Source organism: Fretibacterium sp. OH1220_COT-178 (genome assembly GCF_003860125.1).
In the GTDB taxonomy this organism is placed as follows: domain Bacteria; phylum Synergistota; class Synergistia; order Synergistales; family Aminobacteriaceae; genus CAJPSE01.
The window spans coordinates 13,921-39,053 of sequence record NZ_RQYL01000028.1; the positions used below are offsets into that span (position 1 = coordinate 13,921).

Here is a 25,133-nt window from a genome sequence, read left to right on the forward strand (position 1 = left end):
CGAATGAGTCCCTTCCTTTGACTGCAATTCCGACGGATCGCCTCCGTCGGAATTTTATTTTTGACCTGGAGGTTTTCGAGTGCAGAAGAGAGAACGGCCCCTGGTGAGCAGAGCGGACGAATTGGGAGAGCTTTGGCGGAGCGGCGGGACCGTGCACGATCGGGCCGGCGGGGCGGCACGCGCCTGGATATGCCCGCCGGGCCGCCTTTTGGCCGTGTTGCCGGACTCCCGCCAGGCTGCCGAATTCGTCTCGGACCGCAGGACGCTCTTTCCGGAGGAGCCCCTCTTTCGGCTTGCCGAACCCCCTTTGACCGTTCAGACCATAGGCAGCCGTCCGCTTCTCCTCGAGCGGGGAGAGGTGCTCCGCCGCTGGACGATGGAGGGGGGCGTTCTGGCGGCAACCCCAGGGGCCTTGATGGCTCCCTGTCTTATGGCCGACGGAGAGCTGCCCGTCGAGCGTGGGGAGGAGTACGCCCGGGATCGATTGGTGGCCTGGCTGGAGCGCAGCGGCTACCAGCGGGCGGACCTGGTGTGGTCTCCGGGGCAGTATGTCCTTCGCGGTTTCATTATGGATGTCTTCGATCCCGCTCATGCCCTTCCTCTGCGTTTCGAGTTCTTCGACGACATTGTGGAGCGCATCGGGGCCTTTCAGCCCTCCACGCAGAAGAGCGTCGCGGAGCTCGATGCGGTCTCTCTGCACGGCATGTCGGGAGCGGTCGGTGCGATGCCCGCCGCGCTTCTGCCTCCAGACACCCGACTCTTGCTTTACGAGCCTCAGAAGATCGAGGATCAGGCGGTCTCCTTCCATTGGCTTTGGGAGGAGCTGGCCTCGGAGGCGGGCGTGGAGCCCATTCCGAATTGGGATGCGGCGTTCCGGGAGCTGGCGCGCTGTCCCCGCCTGCGGGTGACGCGCGCGGTGGAGTTTGCGGAGGCCCGGCTGGATTTGGACGAACTGCCCCCGTTCAAGGGCGATTTCGGCGCGGTGCTGCGACTCTGTCGCGACTTGGACGCAAGCGGCTACTCCATATCCATCTACAGCGTCAACCCACGCTTTCTGGACCGAGACGAAGGCCCCTTCTCCTCGGTCCCCTTCGTGGAGGTCCTGGAGGGAAAGCTATCCTCGGGGTTTGCGGACCGCTCGGAGAAGCGTGCCTTCATCTCGGATCGGGAACTTTCCGGCGTGTCCTCCGCCGGAGCTTCCTCGGAATGGCGTGCCCCTGTGGAGTGGCGGGACCGGCTGACGGAAGGACAGCTGGTCGTGCACGAGGACTACGGGGTCGGCGTCTTCAGAGGCATCGAGGAGATCGTCACGACGGGAACCACCATGGATGCCTTGATTATCGAGTTCGCGGAGAACAAGCGTCTTCTGGTCCCCGTTCTGCAATCCCATAAGCTCACGGCGCTGGCGGAGCATCAGAACGACGAGACGCAGCTCGATACCCTTCGGGGCTCCCGGTGGCGGAAGTCGATGGAGAGGGACAAGAAGCGTGCTCAGGAGGAGGCCCAAGCCCTGATCGAGATCTTTGCGCGCCGGGAGCTGGAGCGCCGCGATCCGTTGGCGCTTCCCGGCGAGCTTTACCGGGAGTTCGTGCGGGCCTTCCCCCACACGGAGACGGCCGACCAGCTCAAGGCCACGGCGGAGATCATGGAGGACCTGTCCGGCCCCTTCCCGATGGACCGCCTTCTCGTCGGCGACGTGGGGTTTGGGAAGACGGAGGTCGCGCTGCGGGCGGCATTTCGTGCCGTGGCCGCGGGACGCCAGGTCTGCGTTCTGGTCCCGACGACGATTCTGGCCCAGCAGCACTACGGCACCTTCCGTTCCCGACTCTCGGGTTTTCCGGTCTCGGTGGGTATCCTTTCCCGCTTCACCTCGAAGTCCGAAGCGGGACGCACGATGGCGGATGCGGAGAATGGCGCCGTCGACATCGTCATCGGAACGCACAAGCTGCTGCAGAAGGGGATGGCCTTCAAGGACCTCGGGCTTCTGATCGTCGACGAGGAGCACCGATTCGGGGTCATGCACAAGGAGAGCCTGAAGCGGACCTACGGAGCCGTGGACATCCTGAGCCTGTCGGCGACGCCCATACCGCGGACCCTGGCCATGGCGCTGAGGGGGCTGCGCAGCATCTCGGTGCTCTCCACGCCGCCGGAGGACCGCCTGCCCGTCACCACCTTTGCCGGTCCGTGGCACACCTCCCTGGTGCGTAAGGCCGTGGCCCACGAGCTGACGCGCGGGGGACAGGTCTACTTCGTCGTCAACCGAATCGCCCGGATGGAGGACCGTCAGCGGATGCTCGCCGCCTTCTTCCCCGAGGCCCGGATCCGCATCGCGCACGGCCAGATGCCGGAGCGGGAGCTGGAGAAAACGATGCTGGACTTCTACTCGGGCTCGATCGACATTCTGCTCTGCACGACGATCATCGAGAGCGGACTGGACGTAGGGCGCGCCAATACCATTGTCGTGGACGATTCCCAGGAGCTCGGCCTGGCTCAGATGTACCAGCTCCGCGGGCGGGTGGGGCGGCGCGGGGAGAACGCCTTCGCATACTTTTTCTATCCCGAGCACGAGGAACTGAGAAAGGAGACGGCGGACAGACTGGAGGCCATATCCACTCTGACGGATCTGGGGTCGGGCTACTCGATCGCTCGGCGCGACCTGGACATCCGCGGCGGAGGGGAGATCGGCGGGACCAGCCAGCACGGCAAGAGCGGGACAGGAGGCTTCAACCTCTTCTACCGTCTGCTGGAACAGGAGCTGGCCCGTCTGCGGGGCATGGAAACCCGGCTGGCTGAGGTCAGCTACGATCAGGGCGGCTCCATCCCCGCGTTCTATATTCCGCAGGAAGGGGTGCGGGTCACGCTTTACCGGCGGTTGCTGCAGGTGGTGGGGATGGACGAGCTGACGGCCCTGATGGGAGAGATGGAGGACCGCTTTGGCCCCCTTCCCGAGCCCGTCCGGCTGCTTGCAGGGTTGACGGCGGTACGGAACTGTGGGGCCGCGTTCGGCCTGCGCACGGTCTCGGTGCGGAAGAACGAGACCGCCGTGGTCGGGGACCTGGAGGAGCTGGGGAGCTGTCTGAAGGCGAAGAGAGGCTGGACCGTTCTGGGTGCTCACGCCGTGGGACCCGGCGGGGTGAACGGTGCGGCGGGGCTTCTGGAGGCGATGCGGGAGGCGGGAGGAGCCGTCGAGGGGCGGAGGAAATGACGCTCGGTCCCACCGGACGATCCGATGGGACCGAGCGGAGCATTTCAGATCACCTGAATCTCGGGATTCTTCTCTCCAAACTTTTCCTTCAGCAGGGTGCAGATTTCCTCCCGAGCCGTACCCTTTTTTTCCTGCATTTTGATCAGCTTGTAAGCCTGAAAAAGCGGAGAGGGGCCGATCTCGGAGCTGAAGAATCCCAGCCCCTGATTCCACGCCAGAAGCTCGAACACATCGTCCAGCGCCTCGGAGCCAAGCCCGTAGATATAGGCCTTCACCAGCTCCCGCGCAGCTTGACGCATCCGTCCCGCACCGACGGCATTGGCGAGCGAGAGGAGCAGTCTCATTTCATAGGGCAGCGTCCGTCTGTCGCTTTGCCAGGTGGTCTCCCAGAAATCGACGGCGATCTTGCCGAGTTTTTCATCGATCATCGGATAGTTGAGGAGCGCCACCGGGCGGAACGGTGCGCTTTCGTCCACGGTCCCCTCTTTTACCCGGTAGAAGAAGATGTGAAACTCGGTTTCCGCCGTCTGCTCGGTGTGATGCTCGAACCCGAGTTTTTCCATCGCGTCGTACAGCGGATGCGGCTCGAAGGTCTGGATGATCTCGAAGCCCTCGCCGATGGCGAGCGCCGCGGCTCTCTTCTGCAGTCCGGGAAAGAAGTTTCCCTGAACGTGCCGGACGTCTATTTTTTGAAAATCCCCGGTCTTGTCCTTCCATGTCTCGAAACTCATGTCTACGGCTCCTTCCTGAAAAAATCGGACAGACTTTTTTCTCGAATCCATCCTTCCCGAGGCCGCGAAAAGGGCGCTCAAAATCCTCGGGCATGTTCTGAATGCCTGTTTCGGGGGCAATGACGTGATCGGGATCGCCCCTCACCTCGTCATGAACATAATCGCAAACGGTGCACCCGTATTTTTCGTGTTCTTGTAACCCTATCCGTCCCTTCAGCTCAGCACGCTCGCGACCAAAGCGGGAACCTTCGCGAAATCCCCCTCTTCCGGGTTCCAGAGCGATTTCACTTCGTCGTCCACGACAACAAAACCGGCTTCGCTCAGCTTCTCTTTCAGAATCCCGACGCTTTCGCCGCTCCATCCGTAGCAGCCGAATGCGCCCGCTTTCTTGTTCTTGAATTTCAGCGATTTGAGGAACGCGAGCCATCCCGCGACGCTGGAGAGGATGTCGTTTCCGACCGTGGGAGAGCCGACGATAATGGCTTTCGACTTGAAGACTTCGGTCATCACTTCATTTTTGTCCGTCTTTGCCACGTTGAACACCCTGACCACCGTTTCGGGGCTCTGTTTTGCGATCTCGTCGGCAATTTCGTGGGCGAGCCTCGCCGTGCCCTCCCACATCGTATCGTAACAAACCGTGATCTGATCCTCCTGATAGGCGTCGGCCCACTGCGCGTACTTCTCCACGATCTGCAGGGGGTTCTCTCGCCAGATCGCACCGTGGCTGGGCGCGATGATCTCGATGGGAAGGTCCAGACCGACGATCTCGTTAATTTTCTTTGCCACAAGGGGAGAGAAAGGATTGAGGATGTTGGCGTAATATTTCATGGCCTCTTTCATAAGCAGACATTTATTCGCCTTGTCGTTGAACATTTCCCCTACCGCAAAGTGCTGGCCGAAAGCGTCGTTCGAGAACAGGATGTTGTCGCCGGTCATGTAGGTGGCCATCGAGTCCGGCCAATGCAGCATCCGCATCTCGACGAATACGAGCTGCTTGCCGTTGCCGATATCCAGCGTGTCGCCGGTCTTGACCTCACGAAAATTCCAGTTTCGTTTTCCGTACTGCCCCTCGAGGCTCTTTACCGCGTTCGCCGTGCAGTATATCGGCGTTCCGGGGATTTCCTCCAGCAGAGCGGGCAGAGCGCCCGAGTGGTCGACCTCACCATGATTCGCGATGATGCAATCGATCTTTTTCAGGTCGATTTCCCTCTTGAGGTTCTCGACGAACTCGAACCTGTGGGGCGCCCATACCGTATCGATCAGAACCGTTTTTTCTTCCTCAATGAGGTAGGCGTTCTGGCTGGACCCGTTTATGATGGAATAATCGTCACCATGAAAACTGTCCAGCTCCCAATCGATGTAGCCGACCCAGCTGACGTTGTTCTTGACCTGTTTTTTCATGCCTGCACCTCCCACTTTCAAGCGCGGCCCCGGGTACCGGCCGATGGCTGCCTGAGCGTCGCGCGCAATTTCCTTCTCGGGATTCATTGTAGTAGAATCATCCCGATGGTTCGGTGGTTAAAACAACGAAGGAGAGAAGCATGAAGGAATATTGTTCTGCCGCTTTCCGCAACGTTGACGACAAGGAATTCGAGGCCATGTTGGCTTGCCGCTGCATGCGCGAGCGGCGATACGGCAGGGGAGATACGATTTTTCGTTCCGGCGACAGAGTTCATGAGATCGGCGTCGTCCGCTCCGGCAGCGTGCATATCGAAAACAGCGATCTGTGGGGAAACAGAAGCATCTTGGGCAACATAGAGGCCGGTCAGGTGTTTGCGGAGACTTACGCTTTGTGCGGGGAGCCCATGATGGTCGACGCGGTGGCTGCCGAGGAGTCCGTGGTGTTGTTCATCGATCTGCATGTGTTGTTGAACGCCGCAAACTACGGCAAAACGTGGTATCCCAAGCTGCTTCAAAATCTTCTGGCGATCTCCACGCAAAAAAATCTTGTGCTGTCCCAACGAATCTTTTGCACGACGGCGAAGACCGTTCGCGGTCGGCTGTTGACCTACCTGTCGGCCCAGGCGCTGAAGAACGGGAGCAACGAGTTTGCCGTACCGTTCGACCGGCAGCAAATGGCGGATTACCTGAATCTCGACCGCAGCGCATTGTCCAAGGAGTTGTGCCGTATGCGCGATGAGGGAATGCTTGTGTTCCATAAAAACAGTTTCAGATTGATCCGGCTCGGCACGTGAAAGGATAGTCTGTCTCCCTCCGAACCGGGGCGGCCGATATCGGAGAAATATGGCGCCGATGGACACAAAATGCCCCGCTCCCCCGAAACGAGGGCGCGGGGCGCCTGTATTTCCGGCTCGTTCCCTTTATTTCTTCTCCTGCTTGACCGGCCTGACCAGGTTGGCGCTGACCCATCCCTCACGGTCGCCGTGGTCCATCCGGACACGGTACCACTTCATCCCGCTCTCGTTCGTGATCTCCTCCAGAATGGTCAAGGACTCTCCTTTGCGCGCACGCCCGATGATGTTGCCGTCGTCGGAACGATCCGGGGTGGAACGGATACGGACGGAGTTGCCCCAAACGCTGCTCTTGACGGGCTCCATATCCATATCCGGCAGTTCTCCCTTGGCGCCGACGGTTGCCTGGGAAAGATCGGGAGAGGGCGTCTCCTCCTCTATCGGCGCTTGCGGCTCTGCCGTCACGGAGAGGGAGGCGGTCGGGACAGAATTCTCGGAGGCGTTCCGAGACCTCGCTTCCGGTAGGTCGCTTTTCTCGGGGCCGACCTCGGGCACTGCGATCGCCGGCTCCGTGGAGTTCCTTTCCGGCGAGATCGGGGTCGGCAACTCCTGCGTTTGACCGCCCAGCAGATCGTCGATGAAACGATGGAGCGTTTGACGCGCGGTTTGAACCTGTTCGTACTCCAGGATCCCATCTAGGCCGGGGAGCTTTTTCAGGAGGTCGTCGGGCATTGCAAAAACGCCGCCGACCAGGACTATAAGGAGGATGAGCAACACGAATAGGCAACCGCATCCGCTCTTCTCCTCTTTCTCCTTGAGCGGCGGGGCATAGAAGGGGGTGGGGGCGGAGTCGGTCCTCGGGGTGATGTCGAATCCCGCGCCGAACAGAATGTTGGCTCGGGCTGCAGCGTATTCCTCCTCCGAGATGTAGTTCTGCTGCCGAAGTTCGTTGAGTTCGTCCAGTTTCTGTTTGGTCTGATTGTTCATCTGTAACCTCCCGATTATTTGAACAGGCCTTCCAGGCCCTTTTTCAACTCATCTCCGACCCTTTGCTTCAGCTGTTCCTCCATGGAGGGCGCCGGGGGCTCGGGCTCGGAGGAGGACGGAACCGCCTCCTCGGTTTTGGGTTGCTCCTGCACGGGGGCGGGCTGCGGCTTTTTGGGGGCGAGCGCGTCGATCAGAGTGTCGGTGATCTGCTCCTCGATGCGTTTCTTGGGGGCCTCCGTTGTCGGTACGTCGGCACTGGTCGTTGCAGGGGCCTCCTGTCGGGGGCGCGAGGAGGGGCCCACCTTGACCAGGGAGACGGAGGGGAATTCGGCCTTCCCCGAGACCTTGGCCGTAACGTCACGGAAGTCCGCTTCGGCTCCGCCCTGTCGCCCGCCCTGGAGAGCTCCTTTAAGGAGCCCCTCGAATCCGGCCCCCGTCGTCAGCTGCTTGGCGCCGCCCTGCAGCAGGGCGCCCGCGCCGCCAAGGGCTCCCCCGGCCAGTGCGTTGAGCAGCTGGAAGTTGACGTTGCCCTCGAGCATGAGGTACAGGGTCTTGTCGAACTTGATGGTGCCGTCCTCGGCCAATCGAGCGTAACGATAGAGCGGATCGCCGTCGGGCGCGTTCGCTACGGCCCCCTTTTTCAGGATAAGCCGGCCCGTCTGGATCTCCAGGGGGACGGAGACCTTGGTGTAGCGGAGGGCATTGACGCCGTAGAGACGGGTAGCGACGTCCAGTCCCTTGAACCCGCTGACCCCTCCCGGCCCCAGGGTGAATTGCCCGGTTCCGATATAGCCGGGGGCCTTCCCCGCGCTGCCCGAGAGTTTGAGGGAGAGGCTCCCCTGACCCGTGATCTTGCCGCCCAGGCCCCCCGAGGCATCCTGAGCCAATGCGTTGACGTCAACCCCGCTCGCCGTAATGGTGTCGGAGAATTTGAGGGTCTTCAGATCGAAGGTCAGGTTGTTTTTCGCCCTTCCTCCATAGAGGTCGAGCGTACCGTTCGACGACTTGAAGGCATCTCCCTCCAGCGAGAGTGGCAGCCTGACGTTGGACAGTCTGAGGCCGAAGGCCTCGACGGCGGCCGCCGAAAGGACACCCGTTCCTCTGCTGCCCTTCCCCGACCCAGAGAGGTTGAAGGTCAGGTCGGCCTTGCCCTTGATCTGTCCCTTCAAGTCCGGGTAGCCGGCGGTCAGAGCTTCAAGGTCCAGTCCGTCGCCGCGGACGGCGATGTCCGCTGCGACCGATGGGGAGGTCCGTATCGTCCCGGTCGCGGTGAGGGGGGCCCCGCCCACCTCAGCTTTGAAGGCGTTGAGCTTCATCGCCTCTGGGGTGCCCGAGAGGTCGAGCGCCAAATGGGACAATACGGCGCCCTGGGCCGTGACGGCCGGGGACTGTCCCTTGAGGGAGAGCTCCGGAGCCTCCGGGCTTCCCGAAAGCTTCAAATTTCCGCTGAAGGCCCCTTTGAGATCGGCGCCTGAGGCCGCGGCCAAAGGAGCGAGCTCCAACCGGTCAAGGTCGAAGTTCAGGTTGAGTTTTGAGTTCTTGCCGTCGAACGTCGCCGTTCCGGACCCCGACAGGGTCCCCGGACCGCTTCGAGCGGAAAGGGAGGTCAGAGTGACGACCGGTCCCTCCTTTGCGACCTCCGCGGAGATGTCGGAAAGGGCGGCTCCGCTGGCAGCGGCTCTTTCGGCTTTGATGGCGACATTGATCCTGCCGGACTTCAAGAGGTTTCCGCCCAGAGCGGTGGATACCTCGAGGTTCTTCACGCTCACGTTCCCGAGTGCGGAGAGGGCGGGGGAGGTGGCCACGAGGCTGATCTTGGGGGCGGGAAGTTTGCCTTCGATCTTGACTCCCGCGCGGATCTCGCCCTTGAGCTTATAGTTCGCGATATCGGGTACGTAGGCCTTGAGGGAATCCGGCGACATGGAAAGCTGTGCTCTCATGTCGATGGCCGGTGCCTTGGACATCAGCCCCTTTATGGTCCCCGTCAGCTGGATGGGCATACCGTCCAGGGTGCCGCTGCTCTTCTGCAGGGTCAGGACGTCCTTGGCGTAGGCGAAGGACACGGAGGGATTGACCAGCGTATAGCCCTGAGCCTTGAAGGAAGGACTTTGCAGGGTCCCCACCAGGGCGGGGGAGGAGGGGGGGCCCTTGATGCCCAGGGTAGCGTTGATCTTGCCGGCCAGTCCGTATTTTTCGGAATCCGGTATCAGATCGGCGATGCGCGTCACGTCGAGCTCGACCAGCTTGACGGTGAGATCGAGACGCGGGCTCGCCGGCAGGGAGGCGACGGTGCCCTGAATGTAGCCCTGGGACTTCTCGAAGAGGAACTTTCCGTTGACCGTCGCCCTGTCGCTCTTGGCCAGCTTGACCTGCAGCGCGAGGTCGGAGATTCCCTTGCCCTCGAGCTCGATCCGAGGGGCCGAGAGGGATACGACCCCGTTCAGCGCATCGGTCGGCCCCTGAATGTTTGCCGTGAAGTCGGACACCTTCCCCCTCATGCCGGCCAGGGTGGGAAATGTCTTGCCGAGATCCTCCAGGGAGGCGTCGCGTCCCTGGAGCCTGACCATGATGGAGGGACGCTGACCGGGGCGCATGGCGACGGCGAGCTCCCCATCTATGGGGATGCTCAGGACGGAACCCTGAATGTCGTTGAGGGTCAGCCTCTGGTCGGCGTAGCGCAGCTGCGCGCCGAACCGCTCCACGGGGTATCCTCCGAGCTTCGCTCCCTTATAGTCCAAGGTTCCCGAAAGCCGCAGCGTGTCGGAGGTCCCCTTTGCCTCCAGGTCCAGATTGGCCGAGCCGTCGAAGTCCTCCGACTCGAGGAACGCGGGCCAGAGTGCGCTCAGCTCCTTCAGGTCCAGTCCCCGGACCGAGCCCTGAAGGTCCATCGTCGTCGTGCTGTCGGAGGAGGAGACGGGCTGAAGGCCCCCCGTAGCCAGGATTTTGGCCTTGCCGAAGCCGACTTCGGCCTTGTTGATGGACAAAGAGCCGCCCCGGACGTCCAGGTCCGCGGTACCCCGGACCGGGATGCCGTTGACCGTCCCCGCGGCATCGATGGCCATGTCGGTGCCCCGGATGTCCGCCCCCACCTCGTCCACGTCGACGGTTCCCCATCTGGAGGTGAACCGGCTGTTGCGGAGGCTGACGCGATCGATGGGCACCTCGGAGTCCCCTCCGCCCTCGGGCAGATCGATGCGCTGGATCTCCGCGATGAACTGGTCCAGATCCATCGCGATTCCCCCGACGGAGAGCACCGAGAGTCGGGGGGCTCCCCTCAGCAGGGAAAAGAAATTGATTCGTCCGGACAGGGTTTTTGCCGAGAGGATCCTCTCTCCATTGCCGGCGGTCAGGGCGATGTCCGCGAACGTGTATCCCCGGATCGGGTTGCCCCTCACTCCCGCGGCGGAGAGGATCATGCCGGTTCCTTCCTTGACGGCTTTTTGAGCCATATCGAGGACGGATTGTCCGCCGATGTCAATGAACGAGAGGATGGCGGCCGCAATGCCGAGCACGAGGGCGATGCTCATCAGGACGAGGGGAAGCTTGCGCACGCGCCGACGGGGACGCACTGGCGGTTTGGGAGGTCCGTTACGCATGGAGTCCACTTCCTTTCAAAGGTGTCTCGAGAGTTCGTGGCGGGCATGGACGCCGCACTCGTGAACATGCGGGGGCGTATTGTCTCCGGAAAGCCGCAGGCGACCGGGCCCGTTCGATTCGGTGGGTATTGTACGATGAGAGGCTATAAAATCCAACCGCGGTAATCCCTAAATTTATGAAGGAATTGAGAGGGGAGGGGCTCGAGTGGCGGTCGGACAAAAAATCCAAAAATCAGTCGATAATTTTATAAAACTTTCATGTTATATTGTAATAAACTTCAAGGCGATCCTGCACGGACTGCGCCTGGGGATAGGGCGAAGCGTTTTGTGAGGGAAAGGAGGTGCGACAGGGATGAGCTCAATCGGAGCCAACATCAAAGCCCGCCGGCGGGAATTGGGGATGAACCAGGAGGAACTGGCCCGGAGGCTGGGAGTGACGCAGGCCAACATCAGCCGCATCGAGGCCAACGTCAAGGGGCCGAGTGCGGATATGCTTCCCGAGATTGCGGAGGCGCTCTATTGCGATGTCCGAGACCTCCTGGGCGTGGAGCGTGATGGCGCGGCGGACGAGCGCGAACTCGACGGAGGTGCGAGAGCCTTCGTCCTGAAGGCTATGGAGAGCGACCCTCAGCTTGGGATGTACCTGCGCAGCTTTGTCAGAGATTCGGACTCCTACACCGATGAGGACTGGAAATTTCTGGCCACGAGCCTGAAGCTGGCTCTGGGGTATGCCGCGGATGCCATCAAGGCCCGGCGCGTCAGCGGCAATTTTTAGGGCGAACCGGCTTTCCGCGTTCGGACCGGTGCCGAGCGAGGACGACGTTGTGCGGTCGCTGCTGGATGCGACGCTTCCCCTGATGCAGGCCCCTCCGGTCAACCTGGGGGTGATCTGCGAGTGGCTGGGAATAGAGGTCTACACTCAGCCTTGCCATTCCTTTGGGGCGCTCTTCATCGTCCGGGAGGGCAAGGGGATCCTGCTGGTCAACTCCGCCATGGCCCAGGGCCGAGCCCGCTTTTCCATCGCTCACGAGTTGGGGCATCTGCTCCTTCGGCACGACCCCGTCGGTCGCATCGGAGATCCTCGGGATCCCGTCCAGGAACGCCAGGCCGACCAGTTCGCCTCCGAGCTCCTGATGCCCGCCTCTCTGCTGCGGCACGACCGCGACAGCTTGTCCCTGAGCACGCTTTGCCGTCGCTATCGCGTGTCGCAGCAAGCCATGCGAATCCGGCTGGAGCGGTTGGGGTGTGAACCGGTTCCCATGCGGTAGGCGGGCTTGATGGATCCGGGAACGGAATGCCGTAAAGACCTGAATTTTTGGGCACCCCCCTGCACCATCCTCGCGACGGGGAGGGGAGCCCCACACTAAGGAGAGTCGATCGATGCTGTCTGTAGTGCTGTTCTTTTCCTTCCTCGTTCTTTTTCTCCGGATGGGATCGAGCGTCCGTCCCGCCTGTGCCTGCACCACGGTCCTGGTCGGCAGGGACGCCTCCGAGACCGGGGAGGTGCTCGTCGGCCACAACGAGGACAGCGGAGGCCGGTACGTCATGCGCACGCACCTCGTGCCGAGCCTGGAGCGAAGGCAGGGGGGTATCCGTTTCGAGCCCGACATGGCGGAATTGCCCCTGACGGAGGCACGGGCGCGTCTGTTCTGGTCCGAGGCCCGTCCGTTCGTGCCGGACGGCGGGGCCTCGTTCTGTGATTTCTTCGTCAACGGCCACGGTGTCGTTCTGTGCAGCGACAACTGTACGGCCTCTCGGGAGGATCGCCCCGAGCTGACGGACGGCGGGGTCGGCTACGGCATTCGTCGTCTGGTGTCCGAGGGGGCCCGGAGCGCCGCCCACGCCGTGGAGCTCGCGGCCGGTCTGCTGGACCGGTTCGGATATGCCAGCAGCGGCCGTTCCTACCACTTTGCGGACAAAAACGAGATTTGGGTGCTTCAGGTCGTCCACGGCAAACATTATGCGGTGAAGCGCGTGCCGGACGACGAGGTGTACCTCAATCCCAACCACTACACCATTCGGGATGCGGATCCCCATGCGCCGGGGTACGAGGAGCTTGTGGAATACGCGCGCTCCCGCGGCTGGTACGACCCCTCCCGGGGACCTTTCGATTTCGCCCTGGCCTATCAGGCTCCGGACTCGCGCGGCGTGCCGCACAACGTCCACCGCCATGTCCGAGGGCTCTCGATACTTCTCGAGCGGGACATGGAGCATCTGCTTGAGCCTGGTGCGGAGCTGCCCTTCTCGGTTCGTCCCCCGCGTCCCGTCGGGGTCCGAACGGTGAAGAAAATCCTGAGGACGCATTTCGAGGGGACCTCGTCGGACGTCTCGGGGGGTGCGTCGCCGCACTTCATGGCCACGCGTCCGATATGCGCCTCCACGACGCTCGAGAGCAACATTGTCCAGATACGTGAGGAGCCCGAGATGATCCTCATCCACCGAGCTCTGGGACGGCCATGTCTTGCGCCTTACGTTCCCTGGTATTTCGGCATCACCTCCGTACCCCCCGGCTGCGGCGCCTCTGATCCCGAGAAGGCGTTGGCGACGCATTTCGCCGTACCGGCCTCCGATATGGATTGCGCGGACACGCCCTGGTTCCGCCATACGGCCCTGCAGGCTGCAGCCGACATCCTAGGTGGAGCGCGTGCCTCAAAGGTCCGTGAGGGAATCCTGGAGATCGAATCGCGGTTCGGGGAGGAGCTTCTGGACCTCGATTCCAGGGTGCGGGACTGTTTTCGCTCCGATCCCGTCCAGGCCGCGTCCATGCTGAACGGGGCCGTCGAGACGTGGATGGCCCGGGCTGCGGAGGAGATGAAGGCGCTGTATGACGGACTCGGCATCCTGGATGCCGAGCTTGTCGGGGATCTGGATGCGGACGCTTCCGAGGCGCCCTTCGTCCTTCGGGTGAAGGGGGGGGGCGCGGGGCCGAATGCCTCGGAGGTGCTCCTCGACAGGACTTTGTGTGGGCCGCATTACCTGGCTCCGTCGCGCTGGTCCGTGGCCGCCGAGGCGTCGGAGGATGACGGAGGGCTCCGGCTGACCTTCCGGGGCGGAGACTGGTTCAGGACCGCCGTCCCCTGCCTCACCGACCTGTGGATCGCCCTGGAGGACCGGTCCGGGACGCGGCGTGCCGCACGCGCTCTGGTCCACATTCGCAAGAGTTCCGCCCAAGTCGCTCGAGCGGGCGGGGGGCGGTCGGCGTGCGATTGCGCATAGCCGACCTCGGCCTTTCGGTCGGAACGATGCGTTCCGGCCCTCGCGGGGCCATAACCGACGTTCCGGGGGTTCGGGTCGGCCATTGCACCCTGGACGCCCCCGATAGGGGCGTCCACACGGGCGTGACCGCCGTGGTGCCGGCGCCGGGCAGCCTGTTTCGGGAGAAGCTCGCGGCGGGGGTGGCGGTCTTCAACGGCTTCGGAAAGAGCATGGGGCTGATTCAGCTTCAGGAGAAGGGGACGCTCGAGACGCCTATCGTTCTGACGGGCGTCTCGAGCGCCGGCGCCCTCTATGATGCCCTGTTCCGCAGAGCCATGGAGGAGCATCCCGAGATCTGCGCGACGGATGGCAGCGTCAATCCCGTGGTGTGCGAGTGCAACGACAGTTTCCTGAACGATGCCCGCCAGGCGCGGCTGAGTCGGGAACATTTGGACTCGGCCATCGATTCCGCTGCTGCGGACTTCGCCGAGGGGGCTGTCGGAGCGGGGCGGGGCATGTCCTGCTTCCATCTCAAGGGAGGGATCGGCAGCGCTTCGCGGCTTGTAGCGCTCTCCGGGCACGATTTTGTGGTCGGGGCGCTCGTCAACGCCAACTTCGGGAGGATGGAGGATCTGATTCTTTCCGGACGTCGAGTCGGGCCCCAACTGAGGGCGTTGACGGAGGCGGCCCCGGACAGGGAGAGCGGGTCGGTCATCATCGTCCTGGCAACGGATGCTCCTCTGGATTCGCGTCAGCTCGCCCGCCTGGCCCGGCGCAGCTTCATCGGAATCGGAAGAACGGGCTCCTCCGTGGGGGACGGCAGCGGGGACATCGCCTTGGCCGTGTCGACCTCCGCGCGGATTCCCCATAAGGCCCCTCCCGGAGGGACGATCGCCCTTCGCGTTCTGCACGAGGACCACATCGACCCCTTCTTCAAGGCGGCGGTGGAGGCCACGGAGGAGAGCGTGCTGAATGCGCTTGCCGCCGCGGAGGACCTCAGAGGGCGCGACGGACACCTGAGACTGGGGCTGGCCGGACTTCTCCCCGGCCTCGAGGGCGTTTGATCCGTGGCGGCGAGCGCCTGTCGCGGATCGGATTTTGTCGTCGGATTCGCATTCCTCCGCCGTCGTCCCTTGCCCTGAGGGACTTTTTGAAATATCCTGTATGGACGAACTTGAGGTGCGGTTCCTTTCTCTTTGGGGCAGGAAATCGGTTTCTCCATGAATCTGTGTCGTCGGGGAATGGTGGATGTTCATGACTGTGCAGCTGGTACGACCTCGCTTCAAGTGGATTACCGTCAGCCTCCTGTTTTTTGTCGCCGGCGTGTACCTCTATTATCGTCACATGTGGATTCAGGATAGGGATGCCGTTCTGAGGTCCATCGACGATCGCCTCGCGGTCGCCGCGGATCTGGTGCCGTTGCTCCTGTCCCCGGATTTTCACGACAGGGCCGTGGCTCCCGGATCGATTGCGCTCGAGGAGGAACTCCTCAATCGGCAACGGATCAACGAATTCGTCGGGATTCAGGGGCTGCGCTACGCCCAGACTCTGGTGCGATCCGGGGGCAGGTTCTATTTTTCCGCCCCTACCGTGAGCAAGAAAGAGGCGAGGGAGCGGGGCTCATGGTATTTCTATCCTTACGACGACATTCCCGAACCCCTGGCCCGGGTCTATGATTCCGGGCAGGCGTCCTATCTGAGCTACGAGGATCAATGGGGGGAATATCGCTCTTTGTGCAAGCGCTTCTCCAGTCCCGGCGGCGTTCCGTACCTGGTGCTTGTCGATGTCGGCAAGGGAACGGTGCGACACCTCCTGGCGCAAACCTTTTTCAAGCCCCTTCTTTCGGCGCTCTATATCCTTCTGATCATGTCTCCGCTGGGGTGCATCCTATGGGTGATGGGCCTGGACCTCCGGGATGCCAACGCAAGGCTGGAGGCCGCCAACGCGGGTCTATCGAAACGGCTCGATGCCCAGCGCGACTGGCTCTTTGATGTCGAGTCCGCAATCCGGGAGGGGCAGGACAGGCTGGAACAGGTGCAGGAGCTGCATCAAAACAGCCTGGCGGGGCTCTTGACGTTTGACGGCGAGGGACGGATCACGGAGATCAATCAGGCGGCCCTCGACATCCTGGGTGCGGAACATCGGGAGGGGATCAGCCTGGCCGATTTCGGCGGCCCCTTCTTCTGGGACCGTCTCTCGCGCCGGATCCAAAATGCGGAAATTGAGAACGAGGACAGCTTTTCGGAGGAGATCGGCATCCACAAGATGGACGGGACGCCCTCGATCCTGCTGATGCGCGTCGGCATGGCGCCTCGGGAGGAGGGAGACGTCCAACCCCTCTACTACGCTTCCTTCGTCGACATCTCCGAGTTGAAGAGCAGCCAGGAACAGCTGTCCTTCATGGCCTGTCACGATGTCCTCACGGGGTTGTTGAACCGCTCGGGACTGCGGCAGGTTCTGGCCGACAAGGCGGAGCTCTATGGCCGGTCGCCGACCGTCTTCGTCCTTGCCGTCCGCGATTTCAAGCGCATCAATGCGGCGCTCGGCGTCAGCACCGGGGATTCCGTCCTGGTTGAACTGACCCGTCGGCTCAGGGGGACGATGGCCCCGAACGAGGAGTTGGCCCGCCTGGGGGGCATGGAGTTCGCCGTGGTCTCCTTTGACGTCGTCGACTCCGAGGAGTCGGAGGCGGCGGCGCATCGCCTCTTGAGCGCCCTGGAGGAACCCTTCCTGGTTGACGACCGAAAGTTCATGTTGTCCGGAAGCGTCGGAATCATGATGCCCCGCGACAACGGGACGATCGACGAGACGATCTCCGGGGCGGCCCTCGCCGCCGCCGAGGCCAAGCGGAGGGAGCGAAATTGCGTCCTCTTCTTCAGCGATCGCCTGAGGACGCGCAACGTCAACTCCATCGAGATGGAGAACTGGCTGCGTGACGCAATTTTTCAGGAGAGCTTCAGGATCGTATTTCAGCCGATCGTGGAGATTCGAAACCGACGGGTGCGCGGCGTCGAGGCCCTGGTGCGCTGGGTCGGACCCAACGGCAGGCCGATGAGTCCCGAGGACTTCATCCCCATGGCCGAGGAGACCGGGATGATGCAGTCCCTGTCCGCGCTCCTTTTCAGGTTGACGGCCCAGGAATTTCTGAAGCTCCAGCGGGCTGTTCCGGACATCTACCTCAGCCTGAACGTATCCCCCGTGCTCTTCCGGGACAACCTCGTCGAGTCCATGCTGCGGGATTTTATCGAGAAAAGAGGAGTTTCTCCCTCAGACGTCCTTCTCGAGATCACCGAGACGGCGCTCATCGCCGACATGGAGAACTGCCGAGGCGCTTTGGTGCGCCTGACGGACAAGGGCTACACCATGGCCATCGACGATTTCGGGGTCGGCAACTCCTCCATATCCTACCTGCAGAATTTCCCGGTCAGAAAACTCAAAATCGACAAGTCCTTCGTCCAGAGGATCGGGTCCCACGAGGAGGACTGGACCCTCATCCGCGCCATTCTGCGCATGAGCGAGGTGCTCCGGGTCGACGTCGTCGCGGAGGGCGTCGAGACGGAGGAGCAGGAGCGCCTTTTGGGCGAATTGGGTTGTCCCCTGGGTCAGGGCTACTTGTATTATCGTCCGATGGACCTCGAAACGTGTCTGAAGGCCCTTGGTGCCCGTGAAGCGGGAGATACGGATGTCTAGAGAACGGCGTTCCATACTTCCTCGGCGCCTCTCCCCGAGGAAACTGGTGTCCCTGGGGCCCAAAGGGTTGGCGGTATTCCTGGCGCTTCTGCTTCTGGGGATCACTATCGAATATTGGGAGAAGCGCACCGGCGACTTTCTGGAGGGGACCGTCGCGACCGTCGTCGACGGAGACACCTTGGTGGTGGACGTGTCGGGGGATCATCGAAGGGTTCGTCTGATCGGGGTCGATACGCCCGAGACGGTCCATCCCCGCAAGCCCGTCCAGTACTATGGGCGCGAGGCCAGCGACTTCACCAAGCGGTCGCTCCTGGGGCGTCGCGTATGGCTGGAGTACGACGTCGCGCCTCTGGACCGTTACCGGCGGCACCTGGCCTACGTTTGGCTGGAGGAGCCCGGAAGGAGCGAGGAGGCCGTGCGGCGGGGGATGTTCAATGCCCGTCTGCTGCTGGAGGGGTACGGACGCCTCCTGACCGTTCAGCCCAATGTGCGTCATGCCGACCTGTTCACGGTCTTTCAAACCGAGGCACGGACGGCGGGGCGCGGCTTGTGGGGTCTAAAACGCTGAGCTTCCTGGCTGCGGGCGGCGATCATTCCCCTTTTCTCAGGGCCCTCTCGGGACGCCGGATCCTGGGCGTCAATCCCCCTGTATGCGATTTCGCCTGGTTCGACCTCTGGTCCAAGCCCGTCGGCCTGCTGAGCCTGATGGGGTGGCTGCGGTCGCGCGGAAATCGCGTGGAGCTGATCGATTGCCTTTACGAGGCCCGGACCGCACCCCGAACATTCGGCCGCTGGAAGGTCGCTCGGGAGCCCCTCCGGAAACCCGGCCCCCTGGCCCACATTCCACGCCGCTACTGGCGCTTCGGTCTGGGAGAGGAGGCGTTCCGGCGGCGGCTCGCCGACGTGGAGCCGCCGGACCTTGTCCTGGTCACCGGGGCGATGACCTATTGGTATCCCGGAGTCCGTTCCGTGATTCGTGCATTGAAAGAGGCCTTTCCCTCCGTTCCGCTCCTTCTGGGAGGGGCCTATGCCCGGCTTTGTCCGGAGCATGCATTGAGCTCCGGCGCCGACCTCGTGCAGACGGAACCGCTGCCCCTGTCCTTGGGGGGACCCGCGATGGACCTCTACGACCGACCGGAGTACGGGGTGCTCATCACCTCCTGGGGGTGTCCCATGCACTGCAGCTACTGTGCGGCTCGAGTGCTCTGGGGCGCTTTTCGGGAGCGTCCCATGGAGGAGGTCCTGAAAGATCTGGGCGAACAGATGGGCCTCCTCTCCATGACCGACCTCGCATTTTACGACGATGCGCTGCTCGTGAACCCGGAACGCCGTTTCTATCCTCTCTGTGCCCACATTCGTGGACACTTTCCCAAGCTGCGTCTGCACACGCCCAACGGGCTCCACGTCGCCCGCCTGGACGAGCGCTGCTGCTCCGAGCTCTTCGAGACGGGGTTTCGGACGATACGTCTGAGTCTGGAGGGGGTGGATGCGTACACTCGAGGCCAGAGCGCCGAAAAGGCCGGGGCCCGGGACTACGAACGGGCGGTCTGCAACCTGCTCCGGGCCGGTTACGTCGAAGAGGACATCGAGACCTATATCCTCGTGGGGCTTCCCGGCCAGGACCTCCGCGATGTGGAGCGGGCCGTCGACTTCGTCCTGGCCCTGGGCGGATACCCCAAGTTGGCGGAGTTCTCGCCCATCCCCGGAAGCCTTCTTTTTGGGGAGGCTCTGAGGTTGACGCCGGAGATCGGCAAGGAACCCCTGCTGCAGAACAACACCCTATACGCCCCTTACGTCGCGCGGACGATGGCTCCGGAATCGCTTCAGTCGCTTAGGGATCGGGCACGACGCCGTTCGTCCGACGGGATGGAGGATGGGTAATTTTACTTATTTCTCAAAAAGCATTGACTTTGGAAATGAATACCTCAATAATTATAGGGATGGACATTAAGTCTTAACAGGAGGGAGACCTGTCGGTCTTCCTCCTCTGAGTTTTCGGGGCCGGATGACCGCCGTTTTTGTGAAGGATGGGGCGATGGACCCGGTTTATTTTCGGAGGAATACTGGACGCTTATGAGCAATTTTTTGAACGAGAAGGATTTGAAAAAGGACGAGCTCGAGAGGGACGAATACCGGGAATTGGAGAGCTACGGCCGGGACGACGAGGGCGTTGAGGACGGGTTCGACGCCTACGGCCTGAGGGACGAGCTCACTCGGGCGATCGAAAAGAAGGGGTTCGATGCCCCAACTCCCGTACAGCGCAAGGTGCTGGCGTCGGATTGGCGCGGGCGCGACCTGATCGTGAGGGCCCGGACGGGGTCGGGAAAAACCCTGGCGTTTCTGCTGCCCCTGCTTCAGGACATGCGGGCTTCGGAGCGCACTCCGCACCTTCTGGTCTTGGCACCGACGCGCGAGTTGGCTCAGCAGACCGCCCGAGAGGCGGAGTGGTTGGTCCGTTACCTTGACGTCTCCGTCGTCTCCCTGGTGGGGGGATTGGAGATGTCCCCCCAGCTTCGGGCTCTGAGGGAGGGCGCGGCGATCGTGGTTGGGACCCCCGGGCGCACGCGTGATCACATCGAGCGCGGCAGCCTCAGGACGGAAAACATCCGGTGCGTCGTCCTGGACGAGGGCGACCAGATGCTGGACATGGGGTTCCGTGAGGAGCTGGAGGCCATTCTGGATGCCCTGCCGAATGAACGCCGCACCTGGCTCTTCTCCGCGACGATGCCGCCCGAGGTCCGAGCCCTGGCGAATCGCTACCTCGAAGACCCCATGACCCTGACTCTGGTCGAGGAGGGCGAGCAGCACGAGGACATCCTCCATCGGGTGTACATGATTCCCTCTCGCCGCCGCTTCGAGGGGCTGGTGAACATCCTGCTCTGGGAGCACCCCAAGCGCAGTCTGATCTTCTGCCACACCCGTATGGAATCCATCGAGATCGCTCAGCGGCTTCAGGACGAGGGGTTCAATGCGGCTGCGCTGCACGGCGATATGACCCAGCGCGAACGCAACGCCGTTCTGGCCTCCTTCAAGTCGGGTTCCATGCCGTGCCTCGTGGCGACGAACGTCGCCGCCCGAGGGCTGGACGTGGAGGGAGTGACCCACGTCGTTCAGCTGGGGCTTCCCGACGACAGGGAGACCTTCGTGCACCGCAGCGGGCGTACGGGCAGAGCGGGACACGAGGGGACGAATCTGATCCTGCTCTCTCCGGTCGAGGCGGGGCGTTTTCGCACCATGCTGCGCTCCACACAGATGCAGGTCGAGTGGCAGGATGTCCCCAGCCTGGAACGTATCCACGCGGTCCAGCGTGAGGTAGCCGAGGAGAAGCTGCTCTCCGCGCCCCTGGATGCGGAGTATGCGGCGTACCTGAGTTGGGCGGAGGATCTGCTGGAGCGGGCCGAGCCCAAGGTTTTGGTCGCCAAGCTGCTGGGAGCACTGAACTCCCGGACGGCAAAGGGATACAACATCAGCACCGACCTGGAGCGAGAGCGCGATCGGCGCAGCCGCGGCTCCCGGGGCGATTACGCGCCGCAGACGAGCCGGCGCCCGGGAGCCAGGCCCAAGGGCACGATGACGCGCATGCGCAGCAGTCAGGGCGGAGCACGTGACGTGGGACGCATTCTGAACGCGCTCTGTACGGCGCTGAAGGTGGAGCGGGCCGAGGTAGGAGCCATCCGCCTGAGGGACGATCACGTCATGGTCGAGCTGTTGCCTCTGGCCCTGGCCCGTCTGGAGCAGGGGCGCGCCGGACTGGCCCGGTGGGGACTCTACCCCGAGGAGGAGCCGCGCTACGATCGGGGCCGCCGAGGGGCCGAACCCAGAAAACGCTACGGCCGTAGCGGAAGGGACTGATTCGAACGGGGGGCGATGGCGCTTCCCCGTTTTTTCTTTGCCGGCCGGCGCGGTAAAGACTCAACCTTTTAGGCATCCGAGTCGGTTTAGGGACGGCCGGCGTGAGGTTCAATGAGGCATCGAGCCACAGCCGAAGGCAAAGCGCGTCTTGACGAGGCCGATTCTTTGAGCAATAATACGGTGCTTGGGGACGAGATATACGGTCTCCTGCGGTCGTTCTTGATTTTGGGGTGTAGCCAAGCGGCAAGGCAGCGGACTTTGGCTCCGCCATCGTTGGTTCGAATCCAGCCACCCCAGCCAAAAATTACAAACGATGGAAAGCAGGGGGGAGGCCCCCTTGTTTTTTGTTTCGGAATGGCGAGGTGGACGGACGAGATGGGTTTGCGCTTGGGCATTCTCGTTATGGCTGCGGGAAAAGGCACTCGGATGAGGAGCGGGCTTCCCAAGGTGTTGCATCCGATCCTGGACGCGCCGATGCTGGGTTATCTCCTTCGAAGCGTGCTGGGATGCGGGGCCGATGAGGTGGCCGTCCTGGTGGGCAGCGGAGGGGAGCAGGTCGAGGAATACCTCCGCAGCTTTCCTGATGTGAAGACCCTATGGCAGCGGGAGCAGCTGGGCACGGGGCATGCCGTGAAGGTGACGCGTGACTGGTGGGAGCGATTCGACTCCCTGCTCGTGCTCAACGGCGATCTTCCGCTCCTGAGGCCGGAGACCCTGAACGATCTTCTGAATCGTTGTCGGAAGGACCCTGCCGACGGAACTCTTTTGACCTTCGATGCGTGCAATCCCGATGGATACGGACGTGTCGTGCGTTCTCCCGGCGGAGTGCGGATCGTGGAGCACAAGGATGCCTCGGACGAGGAACGTTTGGTCAGGGAGGTCAACGCGGGTTGCTACTTCTTCGCCACCGCCTCCCTGGCGCGGGTCATCGACAGGATCGGCAACGACAACGCACAGGGCGAGTACTACCTTCCCGACGTCATCTCCCTGATGACTGGAGAAGGGATGCGCGTTCGCGCGCTCCCTATGCCCGAGGAGGAGATGATGGGCGTAAACACTCAGGCCGAACTGGCAGGGGTGACGAGGATCCTCCGCGACCGCATCGCTTTGGGGTGGATGGAGCGGGGAGTAAGGATTATGGATCCCTCCGCCGTGTGGATCGGGCCCGATGTCGAGCTGTCCCCCGGGGTCCGGGTGATGCCGAACGTTCAGATATGGGGACGTACCCGGGTCGGCGAGGACTGTTTCATCGGTCCGGGCTGCATCCTGACCGACGCCGTCCTGGGCCGGGACGTCGTCCTGATCGCGAACGTGGTCCTGGAGAACAGCGAGCTGTGCGATGCCGCCAAGGCGGGGCCCTTTGCCTATATCCGGGAGGGGTCTCGCCTGGAGTCTCGGGCCTTCGCCGGAAAGTTCGTGGAGTTGAAGAAGACGACGGTGGGACGCAACAGCAAGGTCCCGCACCTCTCGTATCTGGGCGATGCCCGGCTGGGGGAGGACGTCAATATCGGGGCCGGGACCATAACCTGCAATTACGACGGCAAGAGCAAGCACCCCACGACGATCGGCGACCGTTGTTTCGTGGGCTCGGACACCATGTTCGTGGCTCCCGCGACGATGGGGGACGACGCCTCCACCGCCGCGGGTTCCGTGATCACCGAGCCCGTCCCCGAGGGCGCTTTGGGCGTGGGGCGAGCCAGACAGCGCAACGTCGAGGGCTGGACGTCCCGTAGGAAGAAGCTGGAACGACAGGGAGGCTGAGAACCGTGTCGGGTTTGAAGGATCTCAAAATTTTCTCGGGAACGGCGCATCCGGATTTTGCCAAGCGCATCTGCAGTGAGCTGGGAGTTCGGCTTTCGGCGGCCCGTCATTATCGTTTTTCGGACGGAGAGATCGGTCTGTCCATCGACGAAAGCGTTCGTGGGGCGGACGTCTTTGTCGTCCAACCGACCTCCTCGCCGACGAACGACAATCTGTTCGAGCTTCTGATCATGATCGATGCTTTCAAGAGGGCCTCCGCCAGCCGCATCAACGTGGTGGTTCCCTACTTCGGCTACGCGAGGCAGGATCGCAAGAGCAAGCCGCGCGAGCCGATCACCGCCAAGCTCGTCGCCAACCTTCTGACCCAGAGCGGTGCGGACCGCGTCATCACGGTGGACCTGCATGCGGGACAGATCCAGGGATTTTTCGACATCCCCGTCGATCACCTGACCGGAATGCCCCTTCTCGCCTCCTACTTCAAGGAAATGCTGGAACCTGAGTTGCAGCGCGGCGAGGTCGTCGTGGTCTCGCCGGACGTCGGGGGCGTGGTGAGGGCGCGGCGCTTCGCGGTCATGCTCAAGACGGATCTGGCGATCGTCGACAAGCGGCGCTCCTACGAGGTGGCCAATTTCTGCGAGGTCATGGATATCATCGGCGAGGTCAAAGGAAAGACGGCCGTCCTGGTGGACGACATCATCGACACGGCGGGGACGATCTGCAACGCCGCTGCGGGGCTGAAGGAGCGCGGATGCCGGACGGTCTACGCCTGCGCCACTCACTCGGTGCTCTCGGGGCCCGCGATGGACCGTATTGCCAAGTCCGACATCGAGAAGCTGGTTTTTTCCGATACGATCCCCCTTCAGGAGTCCAAACGTTCGGACAAGGTGCTTCAGCTGTCCATCGCGCCCCTGTTTGCGGAGGCCATCCTGAGGGTGCACAGCGACCGTTCCGTCAGCAGTCTGTTCGACCGGTGAGGTCCCTTCGTTTTTTCAGGGGCTTCGTCTTTCGGGGCTTTTTTTTAGGGCTGTTCCCTCGCCGGCCCTGCCGCGGGGAAAGCGATTATAGAGCATCAAGAAGGAGTTGTGGTGAATGTCTGAGCGAGTAACGTTAGTGATGGAGCCCAGAGCAAAAAGCAGCAGAGGGGAGAACCGGCGTCTGCGCAAGGCCGGTTGGACGCCCTGTGTCTTTTATGGCCCCGAGGTGGCGGAGCCCGTGATGGGCAAGATTGCATCGAAGAGCCTTGAGCGTCTTATCGCCAGGGGACGCTGGGAGGCGACACGCCTGACGGTCAAGCTCCCCTCCGGCGAGGAGGAGATGTGCATCATCCGCGAGGCCCAGCGCGATCCCTTGACGGGCGATCTGGTCCACATCGATCTTCTTCGGCTGATTCGGGGCCGTAAGATCTCGGTCAAGGTCCCCGTGAGGATTCAGGGGCGCGAGAACTCGCCCGGGCTCAAGGATGGCGGCGTTCTGGAAAGCGTGCACGAGCTCGAGATCGAGAGCGTGCCGATGAGCATCCCGGAGAGTATCGATGTCGACGTCTCCGCCCTGACGCTTGGAGAGGCTCTGCACGTCCGGGATCTCTCCGTGGACGAGAACGTCACGCTCCTGGCGGACCCGGATGAGGTTGTTGCCATCATCGTGGTCCCGAGGGGCGTGGAGGAATCCTCCGGCGAGGAGGAGTCCGCGGAGGTGGAGGTCGTCGCCAAGGGGAAGGCGGCCAAGGCCGACGAGGAAGAGGCCTAGTAGTTAAGCAGACGACCAGCTCTTTTCGGCCCCTGTTTTTGGGCCGAAAATGCTGTGTCGGTCGCTTATGCCGCTGCGCGGCACAGTTGTCGCGCAGTCGGCGGGGTCAGACGACCAGCCCTTTTCGGCCCTTGTTTTTGGGCCGAAAATGCTGTGTCGGTCGCTTATGCCGCTGCGC

17 protein-coding genes, 1 tRNA gene and 1 pseudogene are annotated in these 25,133 nt (G+C 62.6%); 14 read left to right on the forward strand and 5 right to left on the reverse strand.

Features of this window, described 5'->3' with window-relative positions; all coding sequences use genetic code 11:
- Positions 1 to 79 precede the first annotated feature (79 nt).
- Positions 80 to 3,205: a DEAD/DEAH box helicase gene (locus EII26_RS10895; RefSeq protein ID WP_124889192.1), complete on the forward strand. Its 3,126-nt coding sequence runs from the start codon at positions 80 to 82 to the stop codon at positions 3,203 to 3,205.
- Between the two features lie 44 nt (positions 3,206 to 3,249).
- Here the strand turns inward: EII26_RS10895 and EII26_RS10900 are convergent, their stop codons facing one another.
- The 3 genes and pseudogenes from EII26_RS10900 to EII26_RS10910 form a co-directional block, all read right to left on the reverse strand.
- Entirely contained in the window at positions 3,250 to 3,936 is a 687-nt protein-coding gene (locus tag EII26_RS10900) for a DUF2249 domain-containing protein (RefSeq protein WP_124889193.1), read from the reverse strand.
- A 55-nt stretch (positions 3,937 to 3,991) separates the two neighbouring features.
- Positions 3,992 to 4,219, reverse strand: a pseudogene (locus tag EII26_RS13570) (rubredoxin); the annotation flags it as partial.
- Positions 4,150 to 5,337 carry an MBL fold metallo-hydrolase gene (locus EII26_RS10910; protein WP_124889194.1) on the reverse strand — a complete coding sequence of 396 codons (1,188 nt, stop codon included), beginning with the start codon at positions 5,335 to 5,337 and terminating at the stop codon, positions 4,150 to 4,152. The pseudogene EII26_RS13570 and the gene EII26_RS10910, both read right to left, overlap by 70 nt.
- 140 nt (positions 5,338 to 5,477) lie before the next feature.
- Here EII26_RS10910 and EII26_RS10915 point away from each other — a divergent pair, with 140 nt between their 5' ends.
- Positions 5,478 to 6,131: a Crp/Fnr family transcriptional regulator gene (locus tag EII26_RS10915; RefSeq protein ID WP_124889195.1), complete on the forward strand. Its 654-nt coding sequence runs from the start codon at positions 5,478 to 5,480 to the stop codon at positions 6,129 to 6,131.
- A gap of 126 nt (positions 6,132 to 6,257) precedes the next feature.
- Here the strand turns inward: EII26_RS10915 and EII26_RS10920 are convergent, their stop codons facing one another.
- Positions 6,258 to 7,115: an SH3 domain-containing protein gene (locus EII26_RS10920; RefSeq protein WP_124889196.1), complete on the reverse strand. Its 858-nt coding sequence runs from the start codon at positions 7,113 to 7,115 to the stop codon at positions 6,258 to 6,260.
- Positions 7,116 to 7,129: 14 nt separating this feature from the next.
- Positions 7,130 to 10,711, reverse strand: a complete 3,582-nt coding sequence (locus tag EII26_RS10925) for a translocation/assembly module TamB domain-containing protein (protein ID WP_124889197.1) — start codon at positions 10,709 to 10,711, stop codon at positions 7,130 to 7,132.
- A 352-nt stretch (positions 10,712 to 11,063) separates the two neighbouring features.
- Between EII26_RS10925 and EII26_RS10930 the strand changes: the two genes are divergently transcribed.
- From EII26_RS10930 to EII26_RS10985, 12 genes are all read left to right on the forward strand, one after another.
- Positions 11,064 to 11,486 carry a helix-turn-helix domain-containing protein gene (locus EII26_RS10930; protein WP_124889198.1) on the forward strand — a complete coding sequence of 141 codons (423 nt, stop codon included), beginning with the start codon at positions 11,064 to 11,066 and terminating at the stop codon, positions 11,484 to 11,486.
- A gap of 28 nt (positions 11,487 to 11,514) precedes the next feature.
- Positions 11,515 to 11,979 (forward strand): ImmA/IrrE family metallo-endopeptidase, encoded by a 465-nt coding sequence (locus tag EII26_RS10935; protein ID WP_233572720.1) that lies wholly within the window; start codon positions 11,515 to 11,517, stop codon positions 11,977 to 11,979.
- A gap of 112 nt (positions 11,980 to 12,091) precedes the next feature.
- Positions 12,092 to 13,927 carry a C69 family dipeptidase gene (locus tag EII26_RS10940; protein ID WP_124889200.1) on the forward strand — a complete coding sequence of 612 codons (1,836 nt, stop codon included), beginning with the start codon at positions 12,092 to 12,094 and terminating at the stop codon, positions 13,925 to 13,927.
- Complete coding sequence (locus EII26_RS10945) at positions 13,912 to 14,970, forward strand: P1 family peptidase (protein ID WP_233572721.1); 1,059 nt, start codon at positions 13,912 to 13,914, stop codon at positions 14,968 to 14,970. The genes EII26_RS10940 and EII26_RS10945 overlap by 16 nt, the downstream gene beginning before the upstream one ends.
- A gap of 190 nt (positions 14,971 to 15,160) precedes the next feature.
- Positions 15,161 to 17,596 carry a putative bifunctional diguanylate cyclase/phosphodiesterase gene (locus EII26_RS10950; RefSeq protein ID WP_158612288.1) on the forward strand — a complete coding sequence of 812 codons (2,436 nt, stop codon included), beginning with the start codon at positions 15,161 to 15,163 and terminating at the stop codon, positions 17,594 to 17,596.
- Positions 17,589 to 18,164 carry a thermonuclease family protein gene (locus EII26_RS10955; RefSeq protein WP_124889202.1) on the forward strand — a complete coding sequence of 192 codons (576 nt, stop codon included), beginning with the start codon at positions 17,589 to 17,591 and terminating at the stop codon, positions 18,162 to 18,164. Before EII26_RS10950 ends, EII26_RS10955 begins: the two co-directional genes overlap by 8 nt.
- Positions 18,146 to 19,477, forward strand: coding sequence for a B12-binding domain-containing radical SAM protein (locus EII26_RS10960; RefSeq protein ID WP_233572722.1), 1,332 nt, complete (start codon positions 18,146 to 18,148; stop codon positions 19,475 to 19,477). The genes EII26_RS10955 and EII26_RS10960 overlap by 19 nt, the downstream gene beginning before the upstream one ends.
- Positions 19,478 to 19,669: 192 nt before the next feature.
- Positions 19,670 to 21,448, forward strand: a complete 1,779-nt coding sequence (locus EII26_RS10965; protein WP_124889203.1) for a DEAD/DEAH box helicase — start codon at positions 19,670 to 19,672, stop codon at positions 21,446 to 21,448.
- Positions 21,449 to 21,674: 226 nt separating this feature from the next.
- A tRNA-Gln gene (locus EII26_RS10970) sits at positions 21,675 to 21,748 on the forward strand.
- Positions 21,749 to 21,802: 54 nt separating this feature from the next.
- Entirely contained in the window at positions 21,803 to 23,209 is a 1,407-nt protein-coding gene (gene glmU / locus EII26_RS10975; protein WP_233572723.1) for a bifunctional UDP-N-acetylglucosamine diphosphorylase/glucosamine-1-phosphate N-acetyltransferase GlmU, read from the forward strand.
- 14 nt (positions 23,210 to 23,223) lie between these two features.
- On the forward strand, positions 23,224 to 24,183 hold the full coding sequence (locus EII26_RS10980; protein WP_124889211.1) for a ribose-phosphate diphosphokinase: 960 nt from the start codon (positions 23,224 to 23,226) through the stop codon (positions 24,181 to 24,183).
- Between the two features lie 139 nt (positions 24,184 to 24,322).
- Positions 24,323 to 24,955 (forward strand): 50S ribosomal protein L25, encoded by a 633-nt coding sequence (locus EII26_RS10985; RefSeq protein WP_233572724.1) that lies wholly within the window; start codon positions 24,323 to 24,325, stop codon positions 24,953 to 24,955.
- Positions 24,956 to 25,133: the final 178 nt, after the last annotated feature.

What these genes read in the sequence shown, in the direction of transcription:
- EII26_RS10950 (WP_158612288.1), top strand. Translation starts at nt 15,161, where the DNA reads ATGACTGTGCAGCTGGTACGACCTCGCTTCAAGTGGATTACCGTCAGC.
- EII26_RS10930 (WP_124889198.1), top strand. Translation starts at nt 11,064, where the DNA reads ATGAGCTCAATCGGAGCCAACATCAAAGCCCGCCGGCGGGAATTGGGG.
- EII26_RS10920 (WP_124889196.1), bottom strand. Translation starts at nt 7,115, where the DNA reads ATGAACAATCAGACCAAACAGAAACTGGACGAACTCAACGAACTTCGG.
- glmU (WP_233572723.1), top strand. Translation starts at nt 21,803, where the DNA reads ATGGCGAGGTGGACGGACGAGATGGGTTTGCGCTTGGGCATTCTCGTT.
- EII26_RS10910 (WP_124889194.1), bottom strand. Translation starts at nt 5,337, where the DNA reads ATGAAAAAACAGGTCAAGAACAACGTCAGCTGGGTCGGCTACATCGAT.
- EII26_RS10915 (WP_124889195.1), top strand. Translation starts at nt 5,478, where the DNA reads ATGAAGGAATATTGTTCTGCCGCTTTCCGCAACGTTGACGACAAGGAA.
- EII26_RS10965 (WP_124889203.1), top strand. Translation starts at nt 19,670, where the DNA reads ATGAGCAATTTTTTGAACGAGAAGGATTTGAAAAAGGACGAGCTCGAG.
- EII26_RS10940 (WP_124889200.1), top strand. Translation starts at nt 12,092, where the DNA reads ATGCTGTCTGTAGTGCTGTTCTTTTCCTTCCTCGTTCTTTTTCTCCGG.
- EII26_RS10955 (WP_124889202.1), top strand. Translation starts at nt 17,589, where the DNA reads ATGTCTAGAGAACGGCGTTCCATACTTCCTCGGCGCCTCTCCCCGAGG.
- EII26_RS10925 (WP_124889197.1), bottom strand. Translation starts at nt 10,711, where the DNA reads ATGCGTAACGGACCTCCCAAACCGCCAGTGCGTCCCCGTCGGCGCGTG.
- EII26_RS10985 (WP_233572724.1), top strand. Translation starts at nt 24,323, where the DNA reads ATGGAGCCCAGAGCAAAAAGCAGCAGAGGGGAGAACCGGCGTCTGCGC.
- EII26_RS10900 (WP_124889193.1), bottom strand. Translation starts at nt 3,936, where the DNA reads ATGAGTTTCGAGACATGGAAGGACAAGACCGGGGATTTTCAAAAAATA.